Here is a 20,063-nt window from a genome sequence, read left to right on the forward strand (position 1 = left end):
GCCTTCCGGCGTTTCCCTCTCTGCGACTCTTCTAACTTAGCAGGCCTTTTGTCCCTGTCAAACCCGCTCTTTCGAGCGAATTCTTCCCGAGAAGACCTTTTGCAGTTCGTTCTCCGCCTTTCGGCGTTTCCCTCGCTGCGATGTTTCTAATTTAGCAGGCCCTTCTGAAGTGTCAAACCAGCGGAGTTCTCCGCTTCGTTTACACTTCCCAGACCATTTCCACGCGCAGCACTGACCTCGAACTTCGAAGAGTTCGCGATTCTCTGCTCGAGTGGAGTCCTGCCGGGGCCGGCCGCCTCAGGCGTCCTGCATCCCCTCAATGGGCTGACCGGTCCAGAGTAACCCGGCGGACTGCCGTCCGCACGTGGTTTTCCTCAGGTCGGTTCGCCGAGCTTACGCAGACCGTCCAGGGACGTCAAACCGGAGGGCCCGAGGGTGGCGGGCGCCACAGGAGTTCAGTACCTTCTACCGACCCAGTCGACGTTCCGGACCGGTGGAGGCACAGTGGCGACGCCGACCGTCGCGGGGGCGCTCAACGAGCAGAACGCCAGCCGGTTCGTGGTCGCCGGCGCCCTCGCCCCCGCGTTGTACGACATCCGCGCCTCCCGGCTCCGGGCGCTGCCCGGCCTGGTGGAGGTGCATGCCGATCCGGTCAGGTTCCGCGCGGCGGCCGACCCCCGGGCGCGCGGCCTCCATCTGAGCTGCGGCGCGGCCCTCTTCAATCTGCGGTTGTCCTCTGCGCAGGTGGGTTACGAGCCGGTCGTCAGGCTGCTGCCCGACCGGGGGCATCCGACGCTGCTGGCGTCCGTGCGGCTGGCGGGGCCCCGGCGTTCCCACCCGGAGGAGCGGCTCCTTTACGCGACGAGCCTCCGTCCGCTCCCCGGCCGCCAGCCCTACGGGGATCAGCGCCCTCCCCTTCCCGTGCTGCAGGAGCTTCAGGAAGCGGTGCGGTTGGAGGGGGCGACGCTGCATCTCCTCCCGCGGAGCGGCGGACCGCAGACGGCCGCGATCGCGACTTCGGGAGACGGTCCTTCCGCGTGGCTGCGCGCCGGCCAGGCGTTGCAGAGCCTCCTGCTGCACGGGGCGGTCCGCGCGGTGTCCGTCTCCTTCCTCTACGAGGTGAGCCGGGTGCCGCGCGCGCTGGAGGCGCTCCAGCCGGGTGAGGTCCCGCAGGTCGCGGTGGATCTGGCGCGCACCGGCCTTTGAGGTGCGGCGCCGGACGCCGGGGGTTCAGCGCTCCGGCAGGTAGACGGACAGGCGCACCTGCGCCTCGGTCCGGATCCTCGGCCCCAGCGCCTCGAGCCGGGTCCGCAGTTCCTCCGCCGGCACGTGGTGGGCGCTGGGCGTCATGCCGACGAGGGTGGCCGCCTCTTCTCCGGTGAGGTCCAGGGGCATCGTCACCGTGCCGGCCTCGTCGAGGCGGAAGACGCCCTCGAACGTCTCCGCCAGCCGCTCGTCCTTGCGCTCGTCCACCGACAGCAGCCCCAGCGGCCCGACGAGCCCGGACAGGTGGGCCGCCGTCGGCGTCACCACCAGGAGCCGTCCTCCCGGACGCAGGACCCTGCGGAACTCGGGGGCGTTGCGGGGGGCGAAGACGTCGTAGACGGTGTCGACCGTCGCGTCGCGCACCGGGAGGTCGCGCCAGAGGTCGGCGACGACCGCGCCGATCTTCGGGTGGGCGCGGGCCGCGCGGCGCATGGCGTGCTTGGAGAGGTCCAGGGCGAGCCCGCGCTCGGCGCCTCCGGAGCCGAGGGCGGCGGCGAGGTAGTGGCCGGTGCCCGCGCCCGCGTCCAGCACGGTGCCGGAGGCCGCTTCCGCCAGGGCGGCGGTCAGCCGCGCGTAGTGATCCGCGGCGAGGAAGTCCGCGCGGGCCTGGACCATGGCCGCGGTGTCGGCGGTGCCGGTCCCGGTGTCGCCGGCCAGCAGGGCGACATACCCCTGGCGGGCGATGTCGAAGGAGTGCCCCGCCGGGCAGCGGAGCGTCCGCTCCCGCTGGGCCAGGTCCCTTCCGCACAGCGGACAGGCCAGCAGGTCTTCGACGTCGTTCAGCACCCGACCAGGCTAGGGCGTGCGGCCGGGTGACCGTCCGGGCCGGTCACCCGGGGGCGGTCAGCTCTGCTCGAGCTTCTGCCTGATCTCGTCCATGTCCAGGGCCCGGACCTGTTCGATGATGCTCTCGAGGGCCTGCTCGGGCAGGGCGCCGGGCTCGGCGTAGACGATGACGCCGTCGCGGACCGCCATGATCGTGGGGATCGAGCGCACGTCGAAGCGGGCGGAGAGCGCCGGCTGGTCCTCGGTGTCGACCTTGCCGAAGGTGACGTCGGGGTGCCTCTCGGAGACCTTCTCGTAGACGGGCCCGAAGCGCATGCAGGGGCCGCACCAGGAGGCCCAGAAGTCGATCAGGACGATGCCCTCGCCCTGCGCCGCCTCGTCGAAGGTGTCCTCAGTCAGCTGGACCGTCGCCATGCCTGGGTTCTCCCGTTCTGCAGCGTATTGGATGCCCCTGAAGTGGGCACTCCGTAGAGCAATGAAGGCTGCTATGGCTATTCCCTCGCCGATCCGGGAATCACAGAGCCGTAATTAACGTTGGCAGTGTAGGGAACCCTCGACCGGAGAAGGGGCAGGATGGCTGCAACTCGTAGAGCGATCGCGGACAACCCCGACAAGGATCTCGTCGGCGCTTACCTCGACCGGATCGGGCGCAGGCAGCTGCTCGACGCCGCCCGGGAGGTCGAACTGGCCAAGGCGATCGAGGCGGGCCTGTACGCCCGGCAGCTGCTCGAGACAGGTGAGCTGCCCCCCGGGGTCGAGCCGTCGGAGCTGCGGGAACTCGTCGAGCTGGGCCTGGACGCCAAGCAGCGGTTCGTCGAGGCCAACCTGCGGCTGGTGGTGTCGATCGCGCGCAAGTACCCCACCGAGGCCCTGCCTCTGATCGACCTGATCCAGGAGGGCAACCTCGGCCTGATGCGGGCGGTCGAGAAGTTCGACTACCGGCGCGGCTACAAGTTCTCCACCTACGCCACCTGGTGGATCAGGCAGGCGATCGGGCGGGGGCTCAGCCACACCGCGCGGGCCATCCGGCTGCCGGTGCACGTGGAGGAGGAGCTGTCCCGGCTGCGCCGGGCCGAGCGCACGCTCAACCGGGAGCTGGGCCGCGACCCCCTCCGCGAGGAGCTGGCCGCCCTCCTGGACACCACGCCCGAGCATGTGGACGAGCTGCTGCGCTGGCGTCGCGACCCGGCCAGCCTCGACGCCAGCGTGGACGAGGAGGGCGACACCCCGATGGGAACGCTCCTTCAGGACCCCGAGGCGATCTCTCCGGAGAACGAGGTGGTCGCCGCCGACGACCTGGAGGGCCTGGTCCGCATGCTCGAGCGGCTTCCGGCCAGGGAGCAGGCGATCCTGCGCGCCCGGTTCGGCATGGAGAGCGGAGAGCCCCAGTCCTACGCCCAGATCGGCGCCCGGTACGGGCTGAGCCACAACCGGGTGCGCCAGATCACCGACCGTTCGCTGCGGCGGCTGCGCCAGCTGGTGGCGGAGTCGGACGCCGAGAGCGGGATCGCCGTGCAGGCCGCCCCCGTCCGGGCGCGCAAGTCCGTCGAGCAGGCCGACCCCGCCGCCCGGGCCGCCGCGTGACCGGTTCCTCCCCCGTTGAGGCCGGGCCCCGGTATACCCGGGGTATGTCGCCGGCCCGACACGGTCGTCCCACCCCCGCGACGGTGTCCTCATCCCGCGGGCTGTCCTACTCTGATATGTCGTGAGCACCCAGAGCAGCACCTCGTTCGATCTCGACGCCTGGCGCGGGCTGACCGCCCTTCAGCAGCCGGAATGGGCCGATTCGGCCGAACTCGAAGCGGTAACCGCCGAGCTGGCCGCACAGCCTCCGCTGGTCTTCGCCGGCGAGTGCGACCAGCTGAAGGAAAGACTGGCCGCGGTCGCCCGCGGCGAGGCCATCGTGCTGCAGGGCGGTGACTGCGCGGAGACCTTCGAGGGCTCGAACGCCGACGCCGTCCGCAACAAGATCAAGACCCTGCTGCAGATGGCGGTGGTGCTGACCTACGCGGGCAGCGTCCCGGTGGTCAAGATCGGCCGGATGGCCGGCCAGTTCGCCAAGCCGCGCTCCAAGCCCACCGAGACCCGCGACGGGGTGACCCTCCCCGCCTACCGCGGCGACATGGTCAACGACGTCGAGTTCACCCCCGAGGCCCGGCGCAACGACCCGCGGCGGCTGCTGCGCGCCTACTACTCGGCGGCCACCACGCTGAACCTCACCCGCGCCTTCACCAAGGGCGGCTACGCCGACCTGCGCCAGGTGCACGCCTGGAACCAGGACTTCGTGGCGGGCAGCCCGGCCGGGCAGCGCTACGAGCTGGTCGCCGGCGAGATCGACCGGGCGCTGACCTTCATGCGCGCCTGCGGGGCCGACCCCGAGGAGTTCTCCGAGGTCGACTTCTACTCCAGCCACGAGGCACTGGTCCTGGACTACGAGCGGGCCCTCACCCGGATCGACACCCGGACGGGCCTGCCCTACGACGTGTCGGCCCACTTCCTGTGGATCGGCGAGCGCACCCGCCAGCTCGACGGGGCGCACGTGGAGTTCCTGCGCCACATCCGCAACCCGATCGGCGTCAAGCTGGGCCCGACGACCACGGCGGACGACGCGCTGGCGCTCATCGAGCGGCTCAACCCCGAGGGCGAGCCGGGCCGGCTCACCTTCATCACCCGGATGGGCGCGGGCAAGGTGCGCGACGCGCTGCCCCCGCTGGTGGAGAAGGTCAACGGATCGGGCGCGCCGGTGGTGTGGCTGTGCGACCCGATGCACGGCAACACCTTCGAGGCCGAGTCGGGCCACAAGACCCGCCGGCTGGACGACGTCCTCGACGAGATCACCGGGTTCTTCGAGGTGCACCGCGCCCTGGGCACCCACCCCGGCGGCGTGCACCTGGAGTTCACCGGCGACGACGTGACCGAGTGCATCGGCGGCGGCCACGGGCTCGCCGAGAGCGACCTGCACGAGCGGTACGAGACCGCCTGCGACCCGCGTCTCAACCGGCAGCAGTCCCTCGACCTGGCCTTCCTGGTCGCGGAGATGTACCGGGGCTGAGCTCCTCAGCTCGCGACGGCGGCCTGGGAGGTGACGTCGATCTCGGCCCACACGACCTTGCCGCCGTCCGGCGCCGGTTCGGCGCCCCAGGCCCTGGCGTAGCAGTCGACCAGGAAGATGCCGCGGCCCCCGTCGGAGAGCGGGTGGGGGCTGCGCAGCACCGGCAGCCGGTGGTCGCGGTCGCGCACCTCGACCCGGACGTGGCCCTCGCCCCGCACCAGCCTCAGCTCGAACGGGGTCGCGGCGTGCGTGACGGCGTTGGCGACGAGTTCGGCGACGACGGCCGTCACCGGCTCCTCCCCCACGGTCATGTTCCAGGCCCGCATCGTCCTGACCACGAGCCTGCGCGACTGCTCCACGGCCTCGGTCAGCGGAGCCGCCCTCAAAGTGGTCTCGTCGTACATCACAGCTCGCGTATCAGGTATTTGTCCAGGCCGGTGGTGCGCAGGACGTTCTGCACCCGTCCCTGGGCCCCGGTCACGACGAGGGCGGCGTTGGTCACCCGCGCGTGCTTGTAAGCCCGTACCAGCACGTTCAGCCCCGAGGAGTCGCAGAAGTCCACCGCGGCCAGGTCGACGACGATCTGTCGATCACCTTCGTCGAGCAGGCCGATCAGATGGCTCTGCAGGCTCTCGGAGGAGTGCAGGTCGATGGAACCGCGTGCTGTCACCAGCGTCCGGTCTTCGTCTTTTCTCGTGTCCAGGGCCAGCCTCACCAGACAAACATAACCCGGACGTCAATCCAGAGCGCGCAGCACCACTATCGCCATGTCGTCCTGACCGGGATCGGATGAGTAGTCCCGGACGGCCTGTTCGACCGTGGCGGCGACCGCTCCGGCGCTGAGCCCGGCGCAGGAGGCCAGCAGTTCCTCCAGCCCGTTCCCGTCTCCGAGCAGGACCTCGCCGTTGCGGCGCTCGGTCACCCCGTCGGTGCAGGAGAAGAGCACGTCGCCCGGTTCCAGTTTGGTGGCGTCGGCCTCGAACACGATGTCCTCGACCACGCCGAGCAGCGGCTGCGGCGTGGCGCACTCGGTCACCTTGCCGTCGGGCGAGAGGATCAGCGGCAACGGGTGCCCGGCGCACACCAGGGACAGCTCGCCCTGGTCGGTCAGCTCGCCGTGCAGGAGGGTGAGCAGGCGCCCCCGGTCGCCCTCGGCGAGGATCAACCGGTTCAGGCGCTCCACGACGTCCGACAGCGGCATGCCCTCGGCGCCGAGGATGCGCAGCGCGTGCCGGGCGAGGCCGGTGACCGCGGCGGCCACGGGCCCCGTGCCGCAGACGTCCCCGATCGCGAACCGCCACCGGGTGCGTCCGTCCTCACTGGGAGGACAGGCGAATACGTCGTAGAAGTCACCGCCCACCTCGGCTCCCTCGCCGGCGGGGTTGTAGGCGACCGCCAGATCGAATCCGGGAAGATCCGGCAGCTCCGGAGGCAGAAGGCTGCGTTGCAGCGCTAGGCTTGTGGACTTCTGTTCCGCGTACAGCCTCGCATTGTCCAAGGCCAAAGCCGATCTTCGGACGAGTTCCTCGGCCAACTCGAAGTAGTCTGGTGGGAACCGCCCGGACCGGCCGATCGCGATCGCGCCGAGCTCCCTCCCCCGGGCGACCAGAGGGATCGTGCACGCCAGATCGTTGCCCCAGGGAACGGGCGGTCCCGACGGCGGCAGGCCCTCGATCCGCAGGAGGTGTTTCAGGTCATCCGAGCAGTCTTCATCGGTGTGCCAGACATAGACCGGCGGCTGGTCCTCGTCGGTGTAGGCCGCGCACCAGGTGGCCAGCCGAGGTACGACCAGTTGCGCGGTCAGCGCCAGGATCCCCTGGGGGTCCAGGGTCCCGGCGAGCAGTTCGCTCGCCTCCGCGACGAAGGTCATCCACCCCCGCCAGGTTCTCTCATTGGACTCAGCCGAAGAGGACATTACCCGGTCCTGTCCATTCGCTCGATCAGTGACGGACTCCCCACTGGATGTACTAGGAGCACCCTATGCCCAGAACGATAAGCGTGAATTCCCGGTTGGACGGAAACCCACGTTACAGCGACGCCGATATGGAACCGCTGCTCCAGGCACTGTCCAAGCTGCGCGACGGGGACTTCAGGCCGAACTCGCTCAAGGGCCAGGGCGCCATAGCCACGGCGCTGCTCCTGGTGGACCAGATCCGCGAACGGGCCTCCCACCACCACCAGGAGGCCATCCGGGTGCGCAAGGAGGTCTCGCGCGAGGGGCGGCTGGACGAGCGGATGAACGCGGGCCCGGGAGCCGGTTCCTGGGCCGCCACCATCGACGCGTCGAACGGCCTGATGGACGCGCTCACCGGTCCGACGGTCGCCATGGCGCAGGTGGTGGACGCGGTGGCGTCGGGGGACCTGTCGCACAAGGTGGAGCTGCGGGCCGACGGGCGGGCGCTGCGCGGGGACATGCTGCGGATGGCCCGTTCGGTCAACACCATGGTCGACCAGCTGGACACCTTCACCTCCCAGGTCACCCAGGTGGCGCGGGAGGTCGGAACGGAGGGCCGGCTGGGCGGCCAGGCTCCGCTGCGGGGGATGTCGGGCCGGTGGAGGGACGTGACGAGCGCGGTCAACACCATGGCGGGGCGCCTCACCGCGCAGGTCCGGGACATCGCGGTGGTGACGACGGCCGTGGCCAAGGGCGACCTGACCCGCAAGGTCACGGTGGAGGCGGCCGGGGAGCTGCAGGAGCTGAAGCACACCGTCAACACGATGGTCGACCAGCTGTCGGCGTTCGCCGACGAGGTCACACGCGTCGCACGCGAAGTCGGCACCGAAGGAAACCTCGGCGGACAGGCCAACGTCCGAGGCGTCAGCGGAGTCTGGAAAGACCTCACCGACAACGTCAACAACATGGCCACCAACCTGACCTACCAGGTCCGCAACATCGCACAGGTCGCTACGGCGGTGGCCCGGGGCGACCTGAGCCGCAAGATCACGGTGGACGCGCGGGGTGAGATCCTCGAGCTCAAGGACACCCTCAACACGATGGTCGACCAATTGTCGGCCTTCGCCGACGAGGTCACCAGAGTCGCACGCGAAGTCGGCACCGAAGGAAACCTCGGCGGACAAGCCAACGTCCGAGGCGTCAGCGGAGTCTGGAAAGACCTCACCGACAACGTCAACAACATGGCCACCAACCTGACCTACCAGGTCCGCAACATCGCACAGGTGACCAAGGCCGTCGCGCACGGCGACCTGTCCAAGAAGATCACGGTGAACGCCCAGGGCGAGATCCTCGAGCTCAAGGACACCGTCAACACGATGGTCGACCAGCTGTCGGCGTTCGCCGACGAGGTCACCAGAGTCGCACGCGAAGTCGGCACCGAAGGAAACCTCGGCGGACAAGCCAACGTCCGAGGCGTCAGCGGAGTCTGGAAAGACCTCACCGACAACGTCAACAACATGGCCACCAACCTGACCTACCAGGTCCGCAACATCGCACAGGTCGCCACCGCGGTGGCCGAGGGCGACCTGTCCAAGAAGATTGACGTGGACGCCCGGGGCGAGATCCTCGAGTTGAAGAACACCCTCAACACGATGGTCGACCAGCTGTCGGCGTTCGCCGACGAGGTCACCAGAGTCGCACGCGAAGTCGGCACCGAAGGAAACCTCGGCGGACAAGCCAACGTCCGAGGCGTCAGCGGAGTCTGGAAAGACCTCACCGACAACGTCAACGGCATGGCGACGAACCTGACCTACCAGGTCCGCAACATCGCACAGGTCACGACGGCCGTCGCGCACGGCGACCTCACCCTCAAGATCGACGTGGACGCGCGGGGCGAGATCCTCGCGCTGAAGACGACCATCAACACCATGGTCGACACCCTGTCCTCCTTCGCCTCGGAGGTCACCAGGGTCGCCCGCGAGGTGGGTTCGGAGGGCCGGCTCGGCGGTCAGGCCAAGGTCGAAGGCGTCTCGGGCACCTGGAAGGGCCTGACCGAGAGCGTGAACGAACTCGCCTCCAACCTGACCACCCAGGTGCGGGCGATCGCCGAGGTCGCCTCCGGCGTGGCCAGCGGAGACCTCACCCGCAAGATCGACGTCGAGGCCAGGGGGGAGGTCGCCGAGCTCAAGGACAACGTCAACCTGATGGTGGCCAACCTGCGCGAGACCACCCGGGCCAACGAGGAGCAGGACTGGCTGAAGACCAACCTGGCCCGGATCGGCCGGCTCATGCAGGGCCAGCGCGATCTGACCCAGGTCTCGCAGCTCATCATGAACGAGCTCACCCAGACGGTCGGCGCGCAGCACGGCGCGCTGTACCTGTCGAACGGCGAGGAGCTGGTGCTGACCGCCGGTTACGGGCTGGCCCGCGACTCGGTGGGGCGGGTCAGGTTCGCGCTGGGAGAGGGCCTGGTCGGGCAGGCGGCGATGGAGCGCCGCACGCTCCACGTCCGCGAGGTGCCCCGCGGCTATCTGAAGATCAGGTCCGGGCTGGGCGCCGCGGCGCCGGCGAGCGTGATCGTCATGCCGATCGTCTTCGAGGAGCAGGTGCTCGGCGCGATCGAGCTGGCCGCCTTCGACGGCTTCAACCCGGTGCACCTGGCCTTCTTCGACCAGTTCACCGAGACGATGGCCGTCACCATCAACGCCATCATCGCCACGACCCGGACCGCCTCGCTGCTGGAGGAGTCCCAGCGGCTCACCCACGAGCTGCAGGAGCGCTCCGACGAGCTGCAGCGCCAGCAGGGCGAGCTGCGCCGCTCCAACACCGAGCTGGAGGAGAAGGCCGCGCTGCTGGCCAAGCAGAACCGCGCGATCGAGATCCAGAACTTCCAGATCGAGCAGGCGCGGCGGGCGCTGGAGGAGCGGGCCGAGCAGCTGGCGGTCTCCTCGCGCTACAAGTCGGAGTTCCTGGCGAACATGTCGCACGAGCTGCGCACTCCGCTCAACAGCCTGCTGGTGCTGGCCAAGCTGCTGTCGGAGAACACCGAGGGGAACCTGACCGCCAAGCAGGTGGAGTTCGCCCGGACGATCCACGACTCGGGCACCGACCTGCTCCAGCTCATCAACGACATCCTCGACCTGGAGAAGGTCGAGGCGGGGAAGATGGACATCCACCCGCAGCCGCTGGAGCTCGCGAAGCTGGTGGACTACATGGACGCCACGTTCCGGCCGATGGCCGCGGACAAGGACCTGGAGTTCGACGCCAGGGTCGAGCCGGGCACACCCGCCACGCTGTTCACCGACGAGCAGCGGGTCGAGCAGGTGCTGCGCAACCTGCTGTCGAACGCGGTGAAGTTCACCTCCGAGGGCAAGACCGAGCTGGTGATCGGCCCGGCCACCCCCGAGGAGGTCGCGGCCTCCCGGCTGCAGGACGCCGAGCCGCTGGTGGCCTTCCGGGTCTTCGACACCGGGATCGGCATCAGCCCGGACAAGCTGCAACTGATCTTCGAGGCCTTCCAGCAGGCGGACGGCACGACCAGCCGCCGGTACGGCGGCACCGGGCTGGGCCTGTCGATCAGCCGGAACATCGCCCAGCTGCTGAACGGCGAGATCCAGGCCGAGAGCGAGGTGGGCAAGGGCAGCGTCTTCTCGCTCCTGCTGCCGGTGGACTACCAGGGGGCGCCCTCGGACCTGCCGGCGCCCGCCGTGCCCCAGCAGCCGTCGCGGTCCGTGGAGGACCTGGCGCTCCTCCCGACGGAGGAGGACGAGCCCGCGGAGCACCTCGATCTGGTCCTGTCGGGGAAGAAGGTCCTGGTCGTCGATGACGACGTCCGGAACGTGTTCGCGCTCACCAGCGTGCTGGAGGGGTACGGCATGGACGTGCTGTACGCCGAGGACGGCCAGGCGGGCATAGACCTGCTGCAGCGCAACCCCGACGCCGCGATCGTCCTGATGGACGTGATGATGCCGGGCCTGGACGGCTACGCCACCACCGAGGCGATCAGGAACATGCCGCAGTTCTCCGAGCTGCCCATCATCATGATCACGGCCAAGGTGATGCAGGGCGACCGGGAGGCGAGCCTGGCGGCCGGCGCCTCCGACTATGTCGCCAAACCGGTGGACATCGACAATCTGCTGAGTGTCATGCGCACCTGGCTGCAGAACCCGGAGGTGGGCTGAACGATGGAAGACAAGGTGAAGATCCTCCTCGTGGACGACCGCGAGGAGAACCTGATCGCGCTCGAGGCCATCCTGAGCTCCCTGGACCAGGAGCTGGTCCGGGCCCGTTCCGGGGAGGACGCGCTGAAGGCGCTGCTCACCGACGAGTACGCGGTGATCCTGCTCGACGTGGTGATGCCGGGCATGGACGGCTTCGAGACCGCCCGCGACATCAAGCGCCGCAAGAAGACCCGGGACATCCCGATCATCTTCCTCACCGCGATCAACAGCGACCCGGACTACGCCTTCCGCGGGTACGCGGCGGGGGCCGTCGACTTCATCTCCAAGCCGTTCGACCCCTGGGTCCTGCGGGCGAAGGTGTCGGTCTTCGTGGACCTGTACAACAAGAACAGGCAGCTGGAGCGGCAGGCGGTGCTCCTCAAGGAGCAGGCCGAACTGCTCAAGGAGCAGGCCGAGCTGCTGCGGCGGCGCGGGCTCCTCGACGAGGAAAAAGCCTAAGTCCTGTGCCAATATCTGGGGATATGTTCGTTGAAAGAAAAATCGAGTTGGTCTTCGGTGACCTGAGCCGACAGGCTCAGACCCACACCAACCTCTCGGCGGTGCGCAAAGAGGGACGGTGCCTCTGGGTGGCCGGCGACGAGACCGCCACCATCGAACGCCTCACCGAGACGCACGACGCCGACGGGGTCCTCACCGGCTACTCCGACGAGGTGACCTACCGGCTCGCGGACTTCGTCGACCTGCCCGCGGGCCCCGACGAGGAGGCCGACATCGAGGGCCTGGCCAGCGGGGACGGCTGGCTGTGGGCGATCGGCTCGCACAGCCTGAAGCGCAAGCGGGTCAAGCCCGAGCACCCCGCCCGCAAGTCCCGCCGCCGCCTGGCGACGGTCGTGCGCGAGGAGAACCGCTACATCCTGGTGCGGCTGCCCCTGGAGGAGGGGCCCGACGGGCTGCCGACGCCCGTGCGCAGGGCCGCCGACGGCCGGACCGCCGCCGTCCTGGGCGGGCGCGGCGACTCCCTCGCCGACCTGCTGCGCGACGACCCCCACATCGCTCCGTTCCTCTCCATCCCGTCCAAGGACAACGGCGTGGACGTCGAGGGCCTGGCCCTCCACGGCGACCGCCTGTACGTCGGCTTCCGCGGGCCGGTCCTGCGCGGCTGGGCCGCGATGGTGGAGGTCTGGCCCGAGACCGACCCCTACGACGAGCACCGCCTGCGGCTGCGCGCCGTGGACGGCGTCCGCTACCGCTCCCACTTCCTGGACCTGCGCGGCCTCGGGATCCGCGACCTGTGCCCGGACGGCGACGACCTGCTCGTCCTGGCGGGCCCGTCGATGTCCCTGAGCGGCCCGGTGCGCCTGTTCCGCTGGAAGGACGCCGTGAAGTGCGACGCCCCCGAGTTCGTGCGGGACCTCCTGCACGTCGGCGACCTGCCGCACGGTGACGGCGAGGACCACGCCGAGGGCATCGCCGTCGTCGCCGACCGGCTCCTCGTCGTCTACGACAGCCCCGCCGCGGAGCGCCACACCCCGGCCGGCGGCATGCTCGCCGACCTGCTCCTTCTCCCGAGGGAGGGGTGACCTCACCCTCCAGAACGGGTGATCTCTCTCCTTTCCGGGCACTGACCGTGCGTGAGCACGGCAACCTCCTTCGTGACCGGCACGGGCATGGGACTGCTCGCCGGCCTCACCACCTGCGCCGCACTGCACACCGGGCTCCTCGCCGGACTGGCGGGCCGACCGGGCGGCCCGGCCCGGCTCGTCGCGTCCTTCCTCACCGGTAAGCTCGCCGCCCACACCGCCCTGGGGGCGCTCCTCGGCGGTGTCGGCGCGGCGGTCCAGCCCGGCCCCCCGGCCCGAGGGCTCCTGCTGATGCTCTCCGCGGTGCTCCTGGCGTTCTTCGCGCTCCGCCTGCTCAGACCCCGTCCCCCCGACCACGGCTGCCCGCGGCCCTCCCGGCTCGGCCATCCCCTGCTCGTCGGCGCGGCCACCGTCCTGGTCCCCTGCGGCATCACGCTGTCCGCCGAACTGCTGGCCGTCGCCTCGGGCTCACCCCTGACCGGCGCGGCCGTCATGGCGGGCTTCGTCCTGGGAACCGCTCCGCTCACCGGGATCCTCGGCCTGAGCGTCTCCCTGCTGCACGGCCTCCCCGCACGCCTCCTCGGCGTGGCCCTGCTGGGAGTCGCGGCCTGGACGATGGCCGGAGGCCTCCGCCTCGGCGGCTGGCTTCCCGACACCGGCCGTGCGCCGCCCGTCGACGCCCGCCACGTCGCCACCGACGCCTCCGGGGTCCAGACCATCACCGTCCACGCCCTGGACGACGGCTACCGCCCCGCCCTCCTGTCGGCCCGCGCCGGAGTCCCCACCGTCCTGGTGCTCAGCACCAGCGGCACGACCGGCTGCACCCGGGCCTTCACCCTTCCCCGGCGCGGCACGTCGCTGCTCCTGCCCGAGAGCGGGCGGACCCGGATCGAGCTGGGCACTCCCCCGCCCGGCCGCCTGGGCTTCGTCTGCGCCGCGGGCCACTACCCCGGCTCGATCACCTTCAGGTGAAGGGGGGCAGGGCGTCGCGGAGCATCCGGGCCGCCTGCTCCGGGCTGACGTCGTTGATGAAGGTGCCCATGGCCGACTCCGAGGCCGCCAGGTACTTGAGCTTGCCCGGCGCCCTGCGGATGGAGAAGAGCTGGAGGTGCAGGCGGAAGGTCTCGCGGGCCTGGTTGACGGGGGCCTGGAACCAGGCGGCGATGTAGGGCAGGGGGAGGTCGAAGAGGGCGTCGAAACGGCGGAGGACGTCGAGGTAGAGGGGGGCGAAGGCGTCGCGCTCCTCCTCGGTCAGGGCCGGGATGTCGGGCAGCTGGCGGTGGGGGTAGAAGTGCACCTCGAACGGCCAGCGGGCGGCGCGGGGGACGAAGGCCGTCCAGTGCTCGTTGGCCGCCACCACGCGCTCGTCGGACTGCTCGCGTGACAGGCGGTAGCCGAAGGCGCCGGGGTCGCTCTCCAGGTAGAGCAGGATCTGGCGGACGTTCGGGGGGATGAAGGGATAGCCGTAGATCTGCCCGTGGGGGTGGGAGAGGGTGACGCCGATCTCCTCCCCCCTGTTCTCGAAGGGGAAGACCTGTTCGACGCCGGGCAGGGCCGACATCGCCTCGGTGCGGGCCGCCCACACGTCCAGGACCAGGCGGACGTCCCTCGCGTCCAGTTCCGCGAAGGAGCCCTCGTGGTCGGGGGTGAAGCACATGACCTCGGCGCGCCCCTCCCCGGGGCGGATGCCGGGCATGATGCGGTTCTCGGAGGTCCGGTCGCTGAACGAGGGGAACCGGTTCTCGAAGGTCACTACGCGGTAGGGGCCCGGCACCTCCGAGCGGAACTCCGGAGTGGACGGGCAGAGCGGGCAGTGGGTGCTGGGCGGCTGGAAGGTGCGTTCCTGGCGGTGGGCCGCCACGGCCACCCAGTCGCCGCGCATCGGGTCGAAACGCAGTTCCGAGGCCGGCGGGGGCGGCGGGAGCTCACGCGTGTCCTCGCCCTGCCGGGGCGGGTCGCCCGGCAGGTCGAAGTAGATGAGCTCCCGGCCGTCCGCGAGCTGGATCGGAGTGCTCCTCATAGGACCACTCTGTCCCCTTATGTCCAAAACGGAACCGATCAGGAGGTCAAACGTGCCCGAGCCGCGGCGATCCGGGCCAGGGTGCGCTCGCGGCCCAGGACCTCCAGCGACTCGAACAGCGGCAGGCCGACGGTGCGGCCGGTGGCGGCGACCCGGACGGGGGCCTGGGCCTTGCCGAGCTTCAGTCCGAAGCGGGCGCCGACCTCCTCCAGACGGCTCTTGAGCTCCTCCGCGGTCCAGGGGGCCTCGCGGTAGGCCTCCTCTGTGGCGGCGAGCAGCTCGGCGGCCGGCTCCTTCATGCCCTTGTTCCAGGACTGCTCGTCGAAGACGGGCTCGTCCAGGAAGGCGAAGTCCAGCAGGTCGTGCAGCTCCGACAGGACCCCCACGCGCGTCTGGGCCAGCTCGGCGAGCTGGGCGAAGACCTTGCGGTCCCAGGCCGGGTCCAGGTAGGGCTCGCTCTGCTCGATGAACCTCTCCAGCGGCAGCGCGCGGATGTACTCGCCGTTGATGGCGCGCAGCTTCTTGACGTCGAAGAAAGCCGGAGAGGTGTTGACGTCCTCGAGCCTGAACTCGGCGACCATCTCGTCCCAGGGGAGGATCTCGCGGTCGCCCGAGGGGGCCCAGCCCAGCAGCATCAGGTAGTTGACCATGGCGTCGGCCAGGTAGCCCTCGGCCTGGTAGTCCTCCAGGGCCACCTTGTCGCGCCGCTTGGACAGCTTCTGGCGCTTCTCGTTGACGATCACCGGCACGTGCGCCCAGACCGGCGGGGCCGCCCCCAGCGCCTCCCACAACAGCTGCTGCTTGGGGGTGTTGGACAGGTGCTCGTCGCCGCGCACGACCTGGGTGATGCCCATCTCGATGTCGTCGACGACGTTGGCGAGGATGAACAGGGGCGAACCGTCGCTGCGGGCGATCCCGAAGTCCTCCATCGCGGCGTTGGGGAACTCCACCCGGCCGCGGATCTCGTCCTGGACGACGGTGGCGCCCTCGTCGGGGGTGCGGAAGCGCACCAGGCCCTCGGCCAGGCCCCGGTCGCGGCAGTGCCCGTCGTAGCCGCGGTTGGGGTCGCCGGTGCGGGCGATGACCTGCTGGCGGTCGCAGTCGCAGTGGTAGGCCCTGCCCCCGGCGAGCAGCCCCCGCACCGCCGCGCGGTGCTGCGGCTCCTGCGCGGACTGCATGCGCGGGCCCTCGAAGTGGGAAGACTCGCTGTGGATGCCGATCCAGGCGAGCGCGGAGATGATCCCCTCGGTCCACTCGGGCCGGTTGCGGTTGGCGTCGGTGTCCTCGATCCGCAGGACGAAGGTGCCGCCGCTCTGCTGGGCGATCGCCCAGTTGAAGAGGGCGGAGCGGGCACCTCCGACATGGAACATGCCGGTGGGGGACGGAGCGAAGCGTACGCGGACATCGGAAGACATGGTCCAAGCCTAGCGCCGACCAGAGGAAACAGAATAACCTTTCGAATGTTAGGCTTTTTGCCATAAATTTTTCTCTGATCTAGCACTATTTCGGGAGGTATGCCGTGGAAGGCTTTGCGAGCGTGCTGTTCGACGAGGCGCATCGGGAGTCCTGGAGCATCCGGCCCGAGCAGGTGCGGACCATGAACCCGGGGCACCCCTCCGACGCGGGGTACCTCCGGGCCGCCGAACTGCTGCGCGAAGCCGGACACCGGATCGACGCCCACACCGGGGGTCCGCTCACCGGCGGCGCTCTCGACGGTCAGGACGTCCTGGTGATCGCGCATCCCTCCGAGGACCGCTGGGAGCGCACCACCGGATTGGGCGAGCCCCGGTTCACCGCCGAGGAGCTGGACGCGGTCGAGGCGTTCGTGCGCTCCGGCGGCGGGCTGGTCGTCATGGCCGAGTGCGAGCAGGACAAGTACGGGGCCAACCTGGACGAGCTGCTGGCCCGGTTCGGGATCGGGGTTCGGAACGTGACGGTCCAGGACCCCCGGAGCAACCACCGGGAGGTCGCGCACTGGGTGATGGGCGAACCGCAGGCACAGGACGGGTCCGAGGACCCTCTGGCAGGCGTCCGGAACGTTTGCTTCTACCGGGCGGGGGCCCTGGACGTCCCCGAAGGCGGCTCGGTACTGCTGCGCTCCTCCTCGAGCGCCGACCCCTCAGGGGCGCCCCTGGCCGTCGCGGTGCCCGCCGGCGAGGGCCGCGTGGCGGTGTTCGCCGACTCCGACCTCTTCGGCGACGACTCGATCGGCGAGCACGACCACGCCGTGCTGTGGCGGAACATCGTCACCTGGGCCGCGGGCGCGCCCCGCGAGTCCCGCGGCTCCGCGAAGGCCCCCCTCTCCTCCCCCGCCCTGGCCCACCCCGCCTGGACCGAGCTGAAGGAGACGGTCGAGCAGCTGCGCCTCCTGCAGGACAAGGACGGCTCCGTCCGGGAGGACGGGCGCGACCGGGCCGGCGGGCTCATCGACCGGATCGTCGCCTGCGTGGAGGAGCTGGCGCCCCTGTTCCCCCACGACGCCGGGTACCTGGCCGCCGTCGCCGACGACCTGCGCCGCTGGTCCGGCGAGGGGCTGGGCGTCCCCGACTTCCTGCGCTCCCTGCTGGCCTTCCAGCCGCAGCTGCGGCGCGAGGACGGGCTGGAGCACCTGGTCGTCTTCCCGATGTACACCCAGAACGGGAACCCCGACCGGAACCTGGAGGCCGTGCTCTGCCGGGTCGTCTGGCCGGACTGGCTGGCCGGGCTGGAGGCCTCGCGGTACGACAATCCGATGTTCGTGCCGCTGGCCTTCACCGACTTCACCTCCGGCTACGACACCAATTCCGCGGTGCTGTTCCCCGAGACCGTCGCGGTCCGCGAGGCGCCCGCGCGCTTCACCTGGGGCGGGATCTTCTGCGACCGGGAGGCCGCCCGGTTCCGCCGGGTCAGCCGTGCCGCCGCCGACACCCTGTGCCTGGCGCTGCCCCCGGACGCCGCCCGGCTCCTGGCCTCCCAGCGGCTGGCCCAGGACACCTTCACGCTGTGGGACCTCGTCCACGACCGCACGCACAGCCACGGCGAGCTGCCGTTCGACCCGTTCATGATCAAGCAGCGGATGCCGTACTGGATCTACTCGCTGGAGGAGCTGCGCTGTGACCTCAACACCTTCCGCGAGGCGACCCTGCTGACGGACGTGCCGCACGCCCGGCTCCTGCAGTACGCGATCCTCTTCGACCGGCTGTTCCGGTTCCCGATCACCGGCCCCCGGGTGCGCAACTACGATGGCCTGGGCGGGCAGCTGCTGTTCGCCCACCTGCACCAGCGCCAGGTGGTCCGCTGGTCCGACAACCGGCTGACGATCGACTGGGAGCACCTGCCCGAGGCCGTCGTCGCCCTGTGCGAGGAGGTCGAGGCGCTGTACCGCGAGGGCATCGACCGCCCCAAGCTCGCCCACTGGCTGGCCGCCCACGCGCTGGTCTCCCGCTACGTCGAGCCGCACCCGGCGTCCCGGTGGGCCGCGGGTGTGCGGGAGCTCCCCGCCGGGGAGCCTCCGAAGGCGTGGGTGGACGCCGTGCTGCCGGACGAGTTCCCGCTCAGCATGTTCTACGAGGCCCTCGCCAAACGGCTGGGGGACGTCATCGATTCTACGAAGGGGATCAGAGCGGCGTGAAGACGATCGTGGTGGCGGGGGCGGGCGGCGCGGCCGGCCCTTCCGCCGTACGGGCACTGGCCGGGGCGGGGCACCGGGTCGTCGCCCTGGACGTACGGGCCACGGCGTGGGACCACCCGAACGTCGTCGGGCGGGAGGTCGACCTGCTGGACCTCGACGCCGTGCGGGGGCTCGCCGCCGAGCTCGGGCCGGTGGACGGGCTGGTGCATCTGGTCGGCGGCTGGCGGGGAGGCAAGACCTTCGCCGAGACGCGGCTGGAGGACTGGGAGTTCCTCCACGACATGCTGATCCGCACCCTCCAGCACACCACCCTGGCCCTGGAGTTCGCCGACGGCGCCCGCGTCGCCGTCGTCTCCCAGACGGGCGTGCGCCGCCCCTCCCAGGGCAACGCCGCCTACGCCGCCGCCAAGGCCGCCTCGGAGGCCTGGGTCCTGGCGCTCGCCGACTCCTTCTCCGGTACCGGGAGCGCCGCCGTGATCCTGGTGGTGAAGGCCCTGGCCACCGGGGAGCCGCGGCCCGGCTGGACGCCGGTGGAAGAACTCGCCTCGAAGATCGCCGGGCTGTGGGATCGGCCCGCGTCCGAACTGAACGGAATCCGTCTTGACCTCACCAGCTGAACCGCTCGAACTGCACGACCCCTCCAGCCGCGGCTTCGCCAGCGACAACTACGCCGGGATCCACCCCGAGGCGCTGGCCGCGCTGGCCGCCGCCAACGGCGGGCACCAGGTCTCCTACGGCGACGACGTCTACACCGCCCGGCTCCAGGAGGTCTTCCGGAGCCACTTCGGCCCGGACGCGCAGGCCTTCCCCGTGTTCAACGGCACCGGCGCCAACGTCGTGGGCCTGTCGGCCATGACCGGGCGCTGGTCGGCGGTGGTCGCCGCCGAGACCGCGCACATCAACGTCGACGAGTGCGGCGCCCCCGAGAAGGTCGCCGGCATCAAGCTGCTGACCGTGCCCACCCCCGACGGCAGGCTCACCCCCGAGCTGGTGGACCGCCAGGCCTGGGGCTGGGGCGACGAGCACCGCGCACAGCCGCACGTGGTGTCCCTGACGCAGAGCACCGAGCTGGGCACCCTGTACGAGCCCGGGCAGATCCGCGCGCTGGCCGACCACGCGCACGAGCGCGGCATGCTGGTGCACATGGACGGCTCGCGCATCGCCAACGCCGCCGCGGCGCTGGACGTCCCCATGCAAAAGTTCACCACCGACGCGGGCGTGGACGTGCTGTCGTTCGGCGGCACGAAGAACGGCCTGATGCTCGGCGAGGCCGTGGTCGTGCTGAACCCGGAGCTCGCGCCTTCGATCAAGTACCTGCGCAAGTCCGCCATGCAGCTGGCGTCCAAGATGCGGTTCGTCTCCGCCCAGCTCCTCGCGCTGCTGGAGGGCGACCTGTGGCTGCGCAACGCCCGGCACGCCAACGCCATGGCGGCCCGGCTCGCCGCGGCCGTCCAGGGCCTGCCGAGACTGGAGATCACCCGTCCCGTCCAGGCCAACGCGGTCTTCGCGATCCTGCCGAAGGACGTCACCGAGCGGCTGCAGAAGCGCTTCCGCTTCTACACCTGGGACTTCAGCACCGGCGAGGTCCGCTGGATGACCGCCTTCGACACCACGGAGGAGGACGTGGACGCCTTCGCGGCCGCCATCGCGGCGGACCTCACCGGCTGAGGCCCC

16 protein-coding genes and 1 pseudogene are annotated in these 20,063 nt (G+C 70.4%); 10 read left to right on the forward strand and 7 right to left on the reverse strand.

All coding sequences use genetic code 11. The features are described from left to right. Window positions 1-504: 504 nt before the first annotated feature. Window positions 505-1,206: a hypothetical protein gene (locus ABD327_RS34165; protein ID WP_344457174.1), complete on the forward strand. Its 702-nt coding sequence runs from the start codon at window positions 505-507 to the stop codon at window positions 1,204-1,206. A 24-nt stretch (window positions 1,207-1,230) separates the two neighbouring features. Here ABD327_RS34165 and ABD327_RS34170 read toward each other — a convergent pair whose 3' ends face one another. Continuing rightward, window positions 1,231-2,052: a putative RNA methyltransferase gene (locus tag ABD327_RS34170; protein WP_344457176.1), complete on the reverse strand. Its 822-nt coding sequence runs from the start codon at window positions 2,050-2,052 to the stop codon at window positions 1,231-1,233. 57 nt (window positions 2,053-2,109) lie between these two features. Further along, a complete protein-coding gene (gene trxA / locus ABD327_RS34175) occupies window positions 2,110-2,466 on the reverse strand; it encodes a thioredoxin (RefSeq protein WP_344457177.1) in 357 nt (118 codons plus the stop codon). A 159-nt stretch (window positions 2,467-2,625) separates the two neighbouring features. Here trxA and ABD327_RS34180 point away from each other — a divergent pair, with 159 nt between their 5' ends. Together ABD327_RS34180 and ABD327_RS34185 are read left to right on the forward strand one after the other, a co-directional pair. Continuing rightward, the gene (locus ABD327_RS34180) at window positions 2,626-3,636 is read left to right on the forward strand and encodes a sigma-70 family RNA polymerase sigma factor (protein ID WP_344457178.1); all 1,011 of its coding nucleotides are present in this window, start codon (window positions 2,626-2,628) and stop codon (window positions 3,634-3,636) included. A gap of 121 nt (window positions 3,637-3,757) precedes the next feature. Then, a complete protein-coding gene (locus ABD327_RS34185; protein WP_344457180.1) occupies window positions 3,758-5,104 on the forward strand; it encodes a class II 3-deoxy-7-phosphoheptulonate synthase in 1,347 nt (448 codons plus the stop codon). A gap of 5 nt (window positions 5,105-5,109) precedes the next feature. Here ABD327_RS34185 and ABD327_RS34190 read toward each other — a convergent pair whose 3' ends face one another. From ABD327_RS34190 to ABD327_RS34200, 3 genes are read right to left on the reverse strand one after another with little or no spacing between them, the layout of a single operon-like run. Next, window positions 5,110-5,508: an ATP-binding protein gene (locus ABD327_RS34190; protein WP_344457183.1), complete on the reverse strand. Its 399-nt coding sequence runs from the start codon at window positions 5,506-5,508 to the stop codon at window positions 5,110-5,112. Further along, on the reverse strand, window positions 5,508-5,819 hold the full coding sequence (locus ABD327_RS34195; protein ID WP_344457185.1) for an STAS domain-containing protein: 312 nt from the start codon (window positions 5,817-5,819) through the stop codon (window positions 5,508-5,510). The genes ABD327_RS34190 and ABD327_RS34195 overlap by 1 nt, the downstream gene beginning before the upstream one ends. Before the next feature lie 21 nt (window positions 5,820-5,840). Continuing rightward, window positions 5,841-6,974, reverse strand: a complete 1,134-nt coding sequence (locus ABD327_RS34200) for a PP2C family protein-serine/threonine phosphatase (protein WP_344457187.1) — start codon at window positions 6,972-6,974, stop codon at window positions 5,841-5,843. A gap of 173 nt (window positions 6,975-7,147) precedes the next feature. Between ABD327_RS34200 and ABD327_RS34205 the strand changes: the two genes are divergently transcribed. The 4 genes and pseudogenes from ABD327_RS34205 to ABD327_RS34220 all read left to right on the forward strand — a co-directional run bounded on the left by ABD327_RS34205 (window position 7,148) and on the right by ABD327_RS34220 (window position 13,731). Next, the gene (locus tag ABD327_RS34205; RefSeq protein WP_425547278.1) at window positions 7,148-11,179 is read left to right on the forward strand and encodes a HAMP domain-containing protein; all 4,032 of its coding nucleotides are present in this window, start codon (window positions 7,148-7,150) and stop codon (window positions 11,177-11,179) included. 3 nt (window positions 11,180-11,182) lie between these two features. Beyond that, window positions 11,183-11,650 (forward strand): annotated as a pseudogene (locus ABD327_RS34210) (response regulator); the annotation flags it as partial. A 128-nt stretch (window positions 11,651-11,778) separates the two neighbouring features. After that, window positions 11,779-12,759, forward strand: a complete 981-nt coding sequence (locus tag ABD327_RS34215; protein ID WP_344457191.1) for a DUF3616 domain-containing protein — start codon at window positions 11,779-11,781, stop codon at window positions 12,757-12,759. 51 nt (window positions 12,760-12,810) lie between these two features. Further along, complete coding sequence (locus ABD327_RS34220) at window positions 12,811-13,731, forward strand: urease accessory protein UreH domain-containing protein (RefSeq protein WP_344457193.1); 921 nt, start codon at window positions 12,811-12,813, stop codon at window positions 13,729-13,731. Here the strand turns inward: ABD327_RS34220 and galT are convergent. Both galT and gltX read right to left on the reverse strand, forming a co-directional pair. Next, window positions 13,724-14,779, reverse strand: coding sequence for a galactose-1-phosphate uridylyltransferase (gene galT / locus ABD327_RS34225; protein WP_344457195.1), 1,056 nt, complete (start codon window positions 14,777-14,779; stop codon window positions 13,724-13,726). The genes ABD327_RS34220 and galT overlap by 8 nt on opposite strands. 38 nt (window positions 14,780-14,817) lie before the next feature. After that, window positions 14,818-16,194: a glutamate--tRNA ligase gene (gene gltX, locus ABD327_RS34230; protein WP_344457197.1), complete on the reverse strand. Its 1,377-nt coding sequence runs from the start codon at window positions 16,192-16,194 to the stop codon at window positions 14,818-14,820. Between the two features lie 104 nt (window positions 16,195-16,298). On the opposite strand from gltX, the gene ABD327_RS34235 reads away from it, so the two are divergent. Genes ABD327_RS34235 through ABD327_RS34245 form a run of 3 tightly spaced genes read left to right on the forward strand, consistent with a single transcriptional unit; the run spans window position 16,299 to window position 20,057 of the window. Beyond that, window positions 16,299-18,389, forward strand: coding sequence for a DUF6421 family protein (locus ABD327_RS34235; RefSeq protein WP_344457199.1), 2,091 nt, complete (start codon window positions 16,299-16,301; stop codon window positions 18,387-18,389). Then, a complete protein-coding gene (locus ABD327_RS34240) occupies window positions 18,386-19,006 on the forward strand; it encodes an SDR family NAD(P)-dependent oxidoreductase (RefSeq protein WP_344457201.1) in 621 nt (206 codons plus the stop codon). Before ABD327_RS34235 ends, ABD327_RS34240 begins: the two co-directional genes overlap by 4 nt. After that, window positions 18,990-20,057, forward strand: a complete 1,068-nt coding sequence (locus tag ABD327_RS34245; RefSeq protein WP_344457204.1) for a threonine aldolase family protein — start codon at window positions 18,990-18,992, stop codon at window positions 20,055-20,057. Before ABD327_RS34240 ends, ABD327_RS34245 begins: the two co-directional genes overlap by 17 nt. Window positions 20,058-20,063: the final 6 nt, after the last annotated feature.

Origin of the sequence: Actinocorallia aurantiaca, from assembly GCF_039533685.1 — a bacterium.
GTDB lineage: Bacteria > Actinomycetota > Actinomycetes > Streptosporangiales > Streptosporangiaceae > Actinocorallia > Actinocorallia aurantiaca.

Coding starts and splice junctions, on each gene's coding strand:
- ABD327_RS34205 (WP_425547278.1), top strand. CDS start 7,148: ATGGAACCGCTGCTCCAGGCACTGTCCAAGCTGCGCGACGGGGACTTC.
- ABD327_RS34190 (WP_344457183.1), bottom strand. CDS start 5,508: ATGTACGACGAGACCACTTTGAGGGCGGCTCCGCTGACCGAGGCCGTG.
- ABD327_RS34180 (WP_344457178.1), top strand. CDS start 2,626: ATGGCTGCAACTCGTAGAGCGATCGCGGACAACCCCGACAAGGATCTC.
- gltX (WP_344457197.1), bottom strand. CDS start 16,194: ATGTCTTCCGATGTCCGCGTACGCTTCGCTCCGTCCCCCACCGGCATG.
- galT (WP_344457195.1), bottom strand. CDS start 14,779: ATGAGGAGCACTCCGATCCAGCTCGCGGACGGCCGGGAGCTCATCTAC.
- trxA (WP_344457177.1), bottom strand. CDS start 2,466: ATGGCGACGGTCCAGCTGACTGAGGACACCTTCGACGAGGCGGCGCAG.
- ABD327_RS34200 (WP_344457187.1), bottom strand. CDS start 6,974: ATGACCTTCGTCGCGGAGGCGAGCGAACTGCTCGCCGGGACCCTGGAC.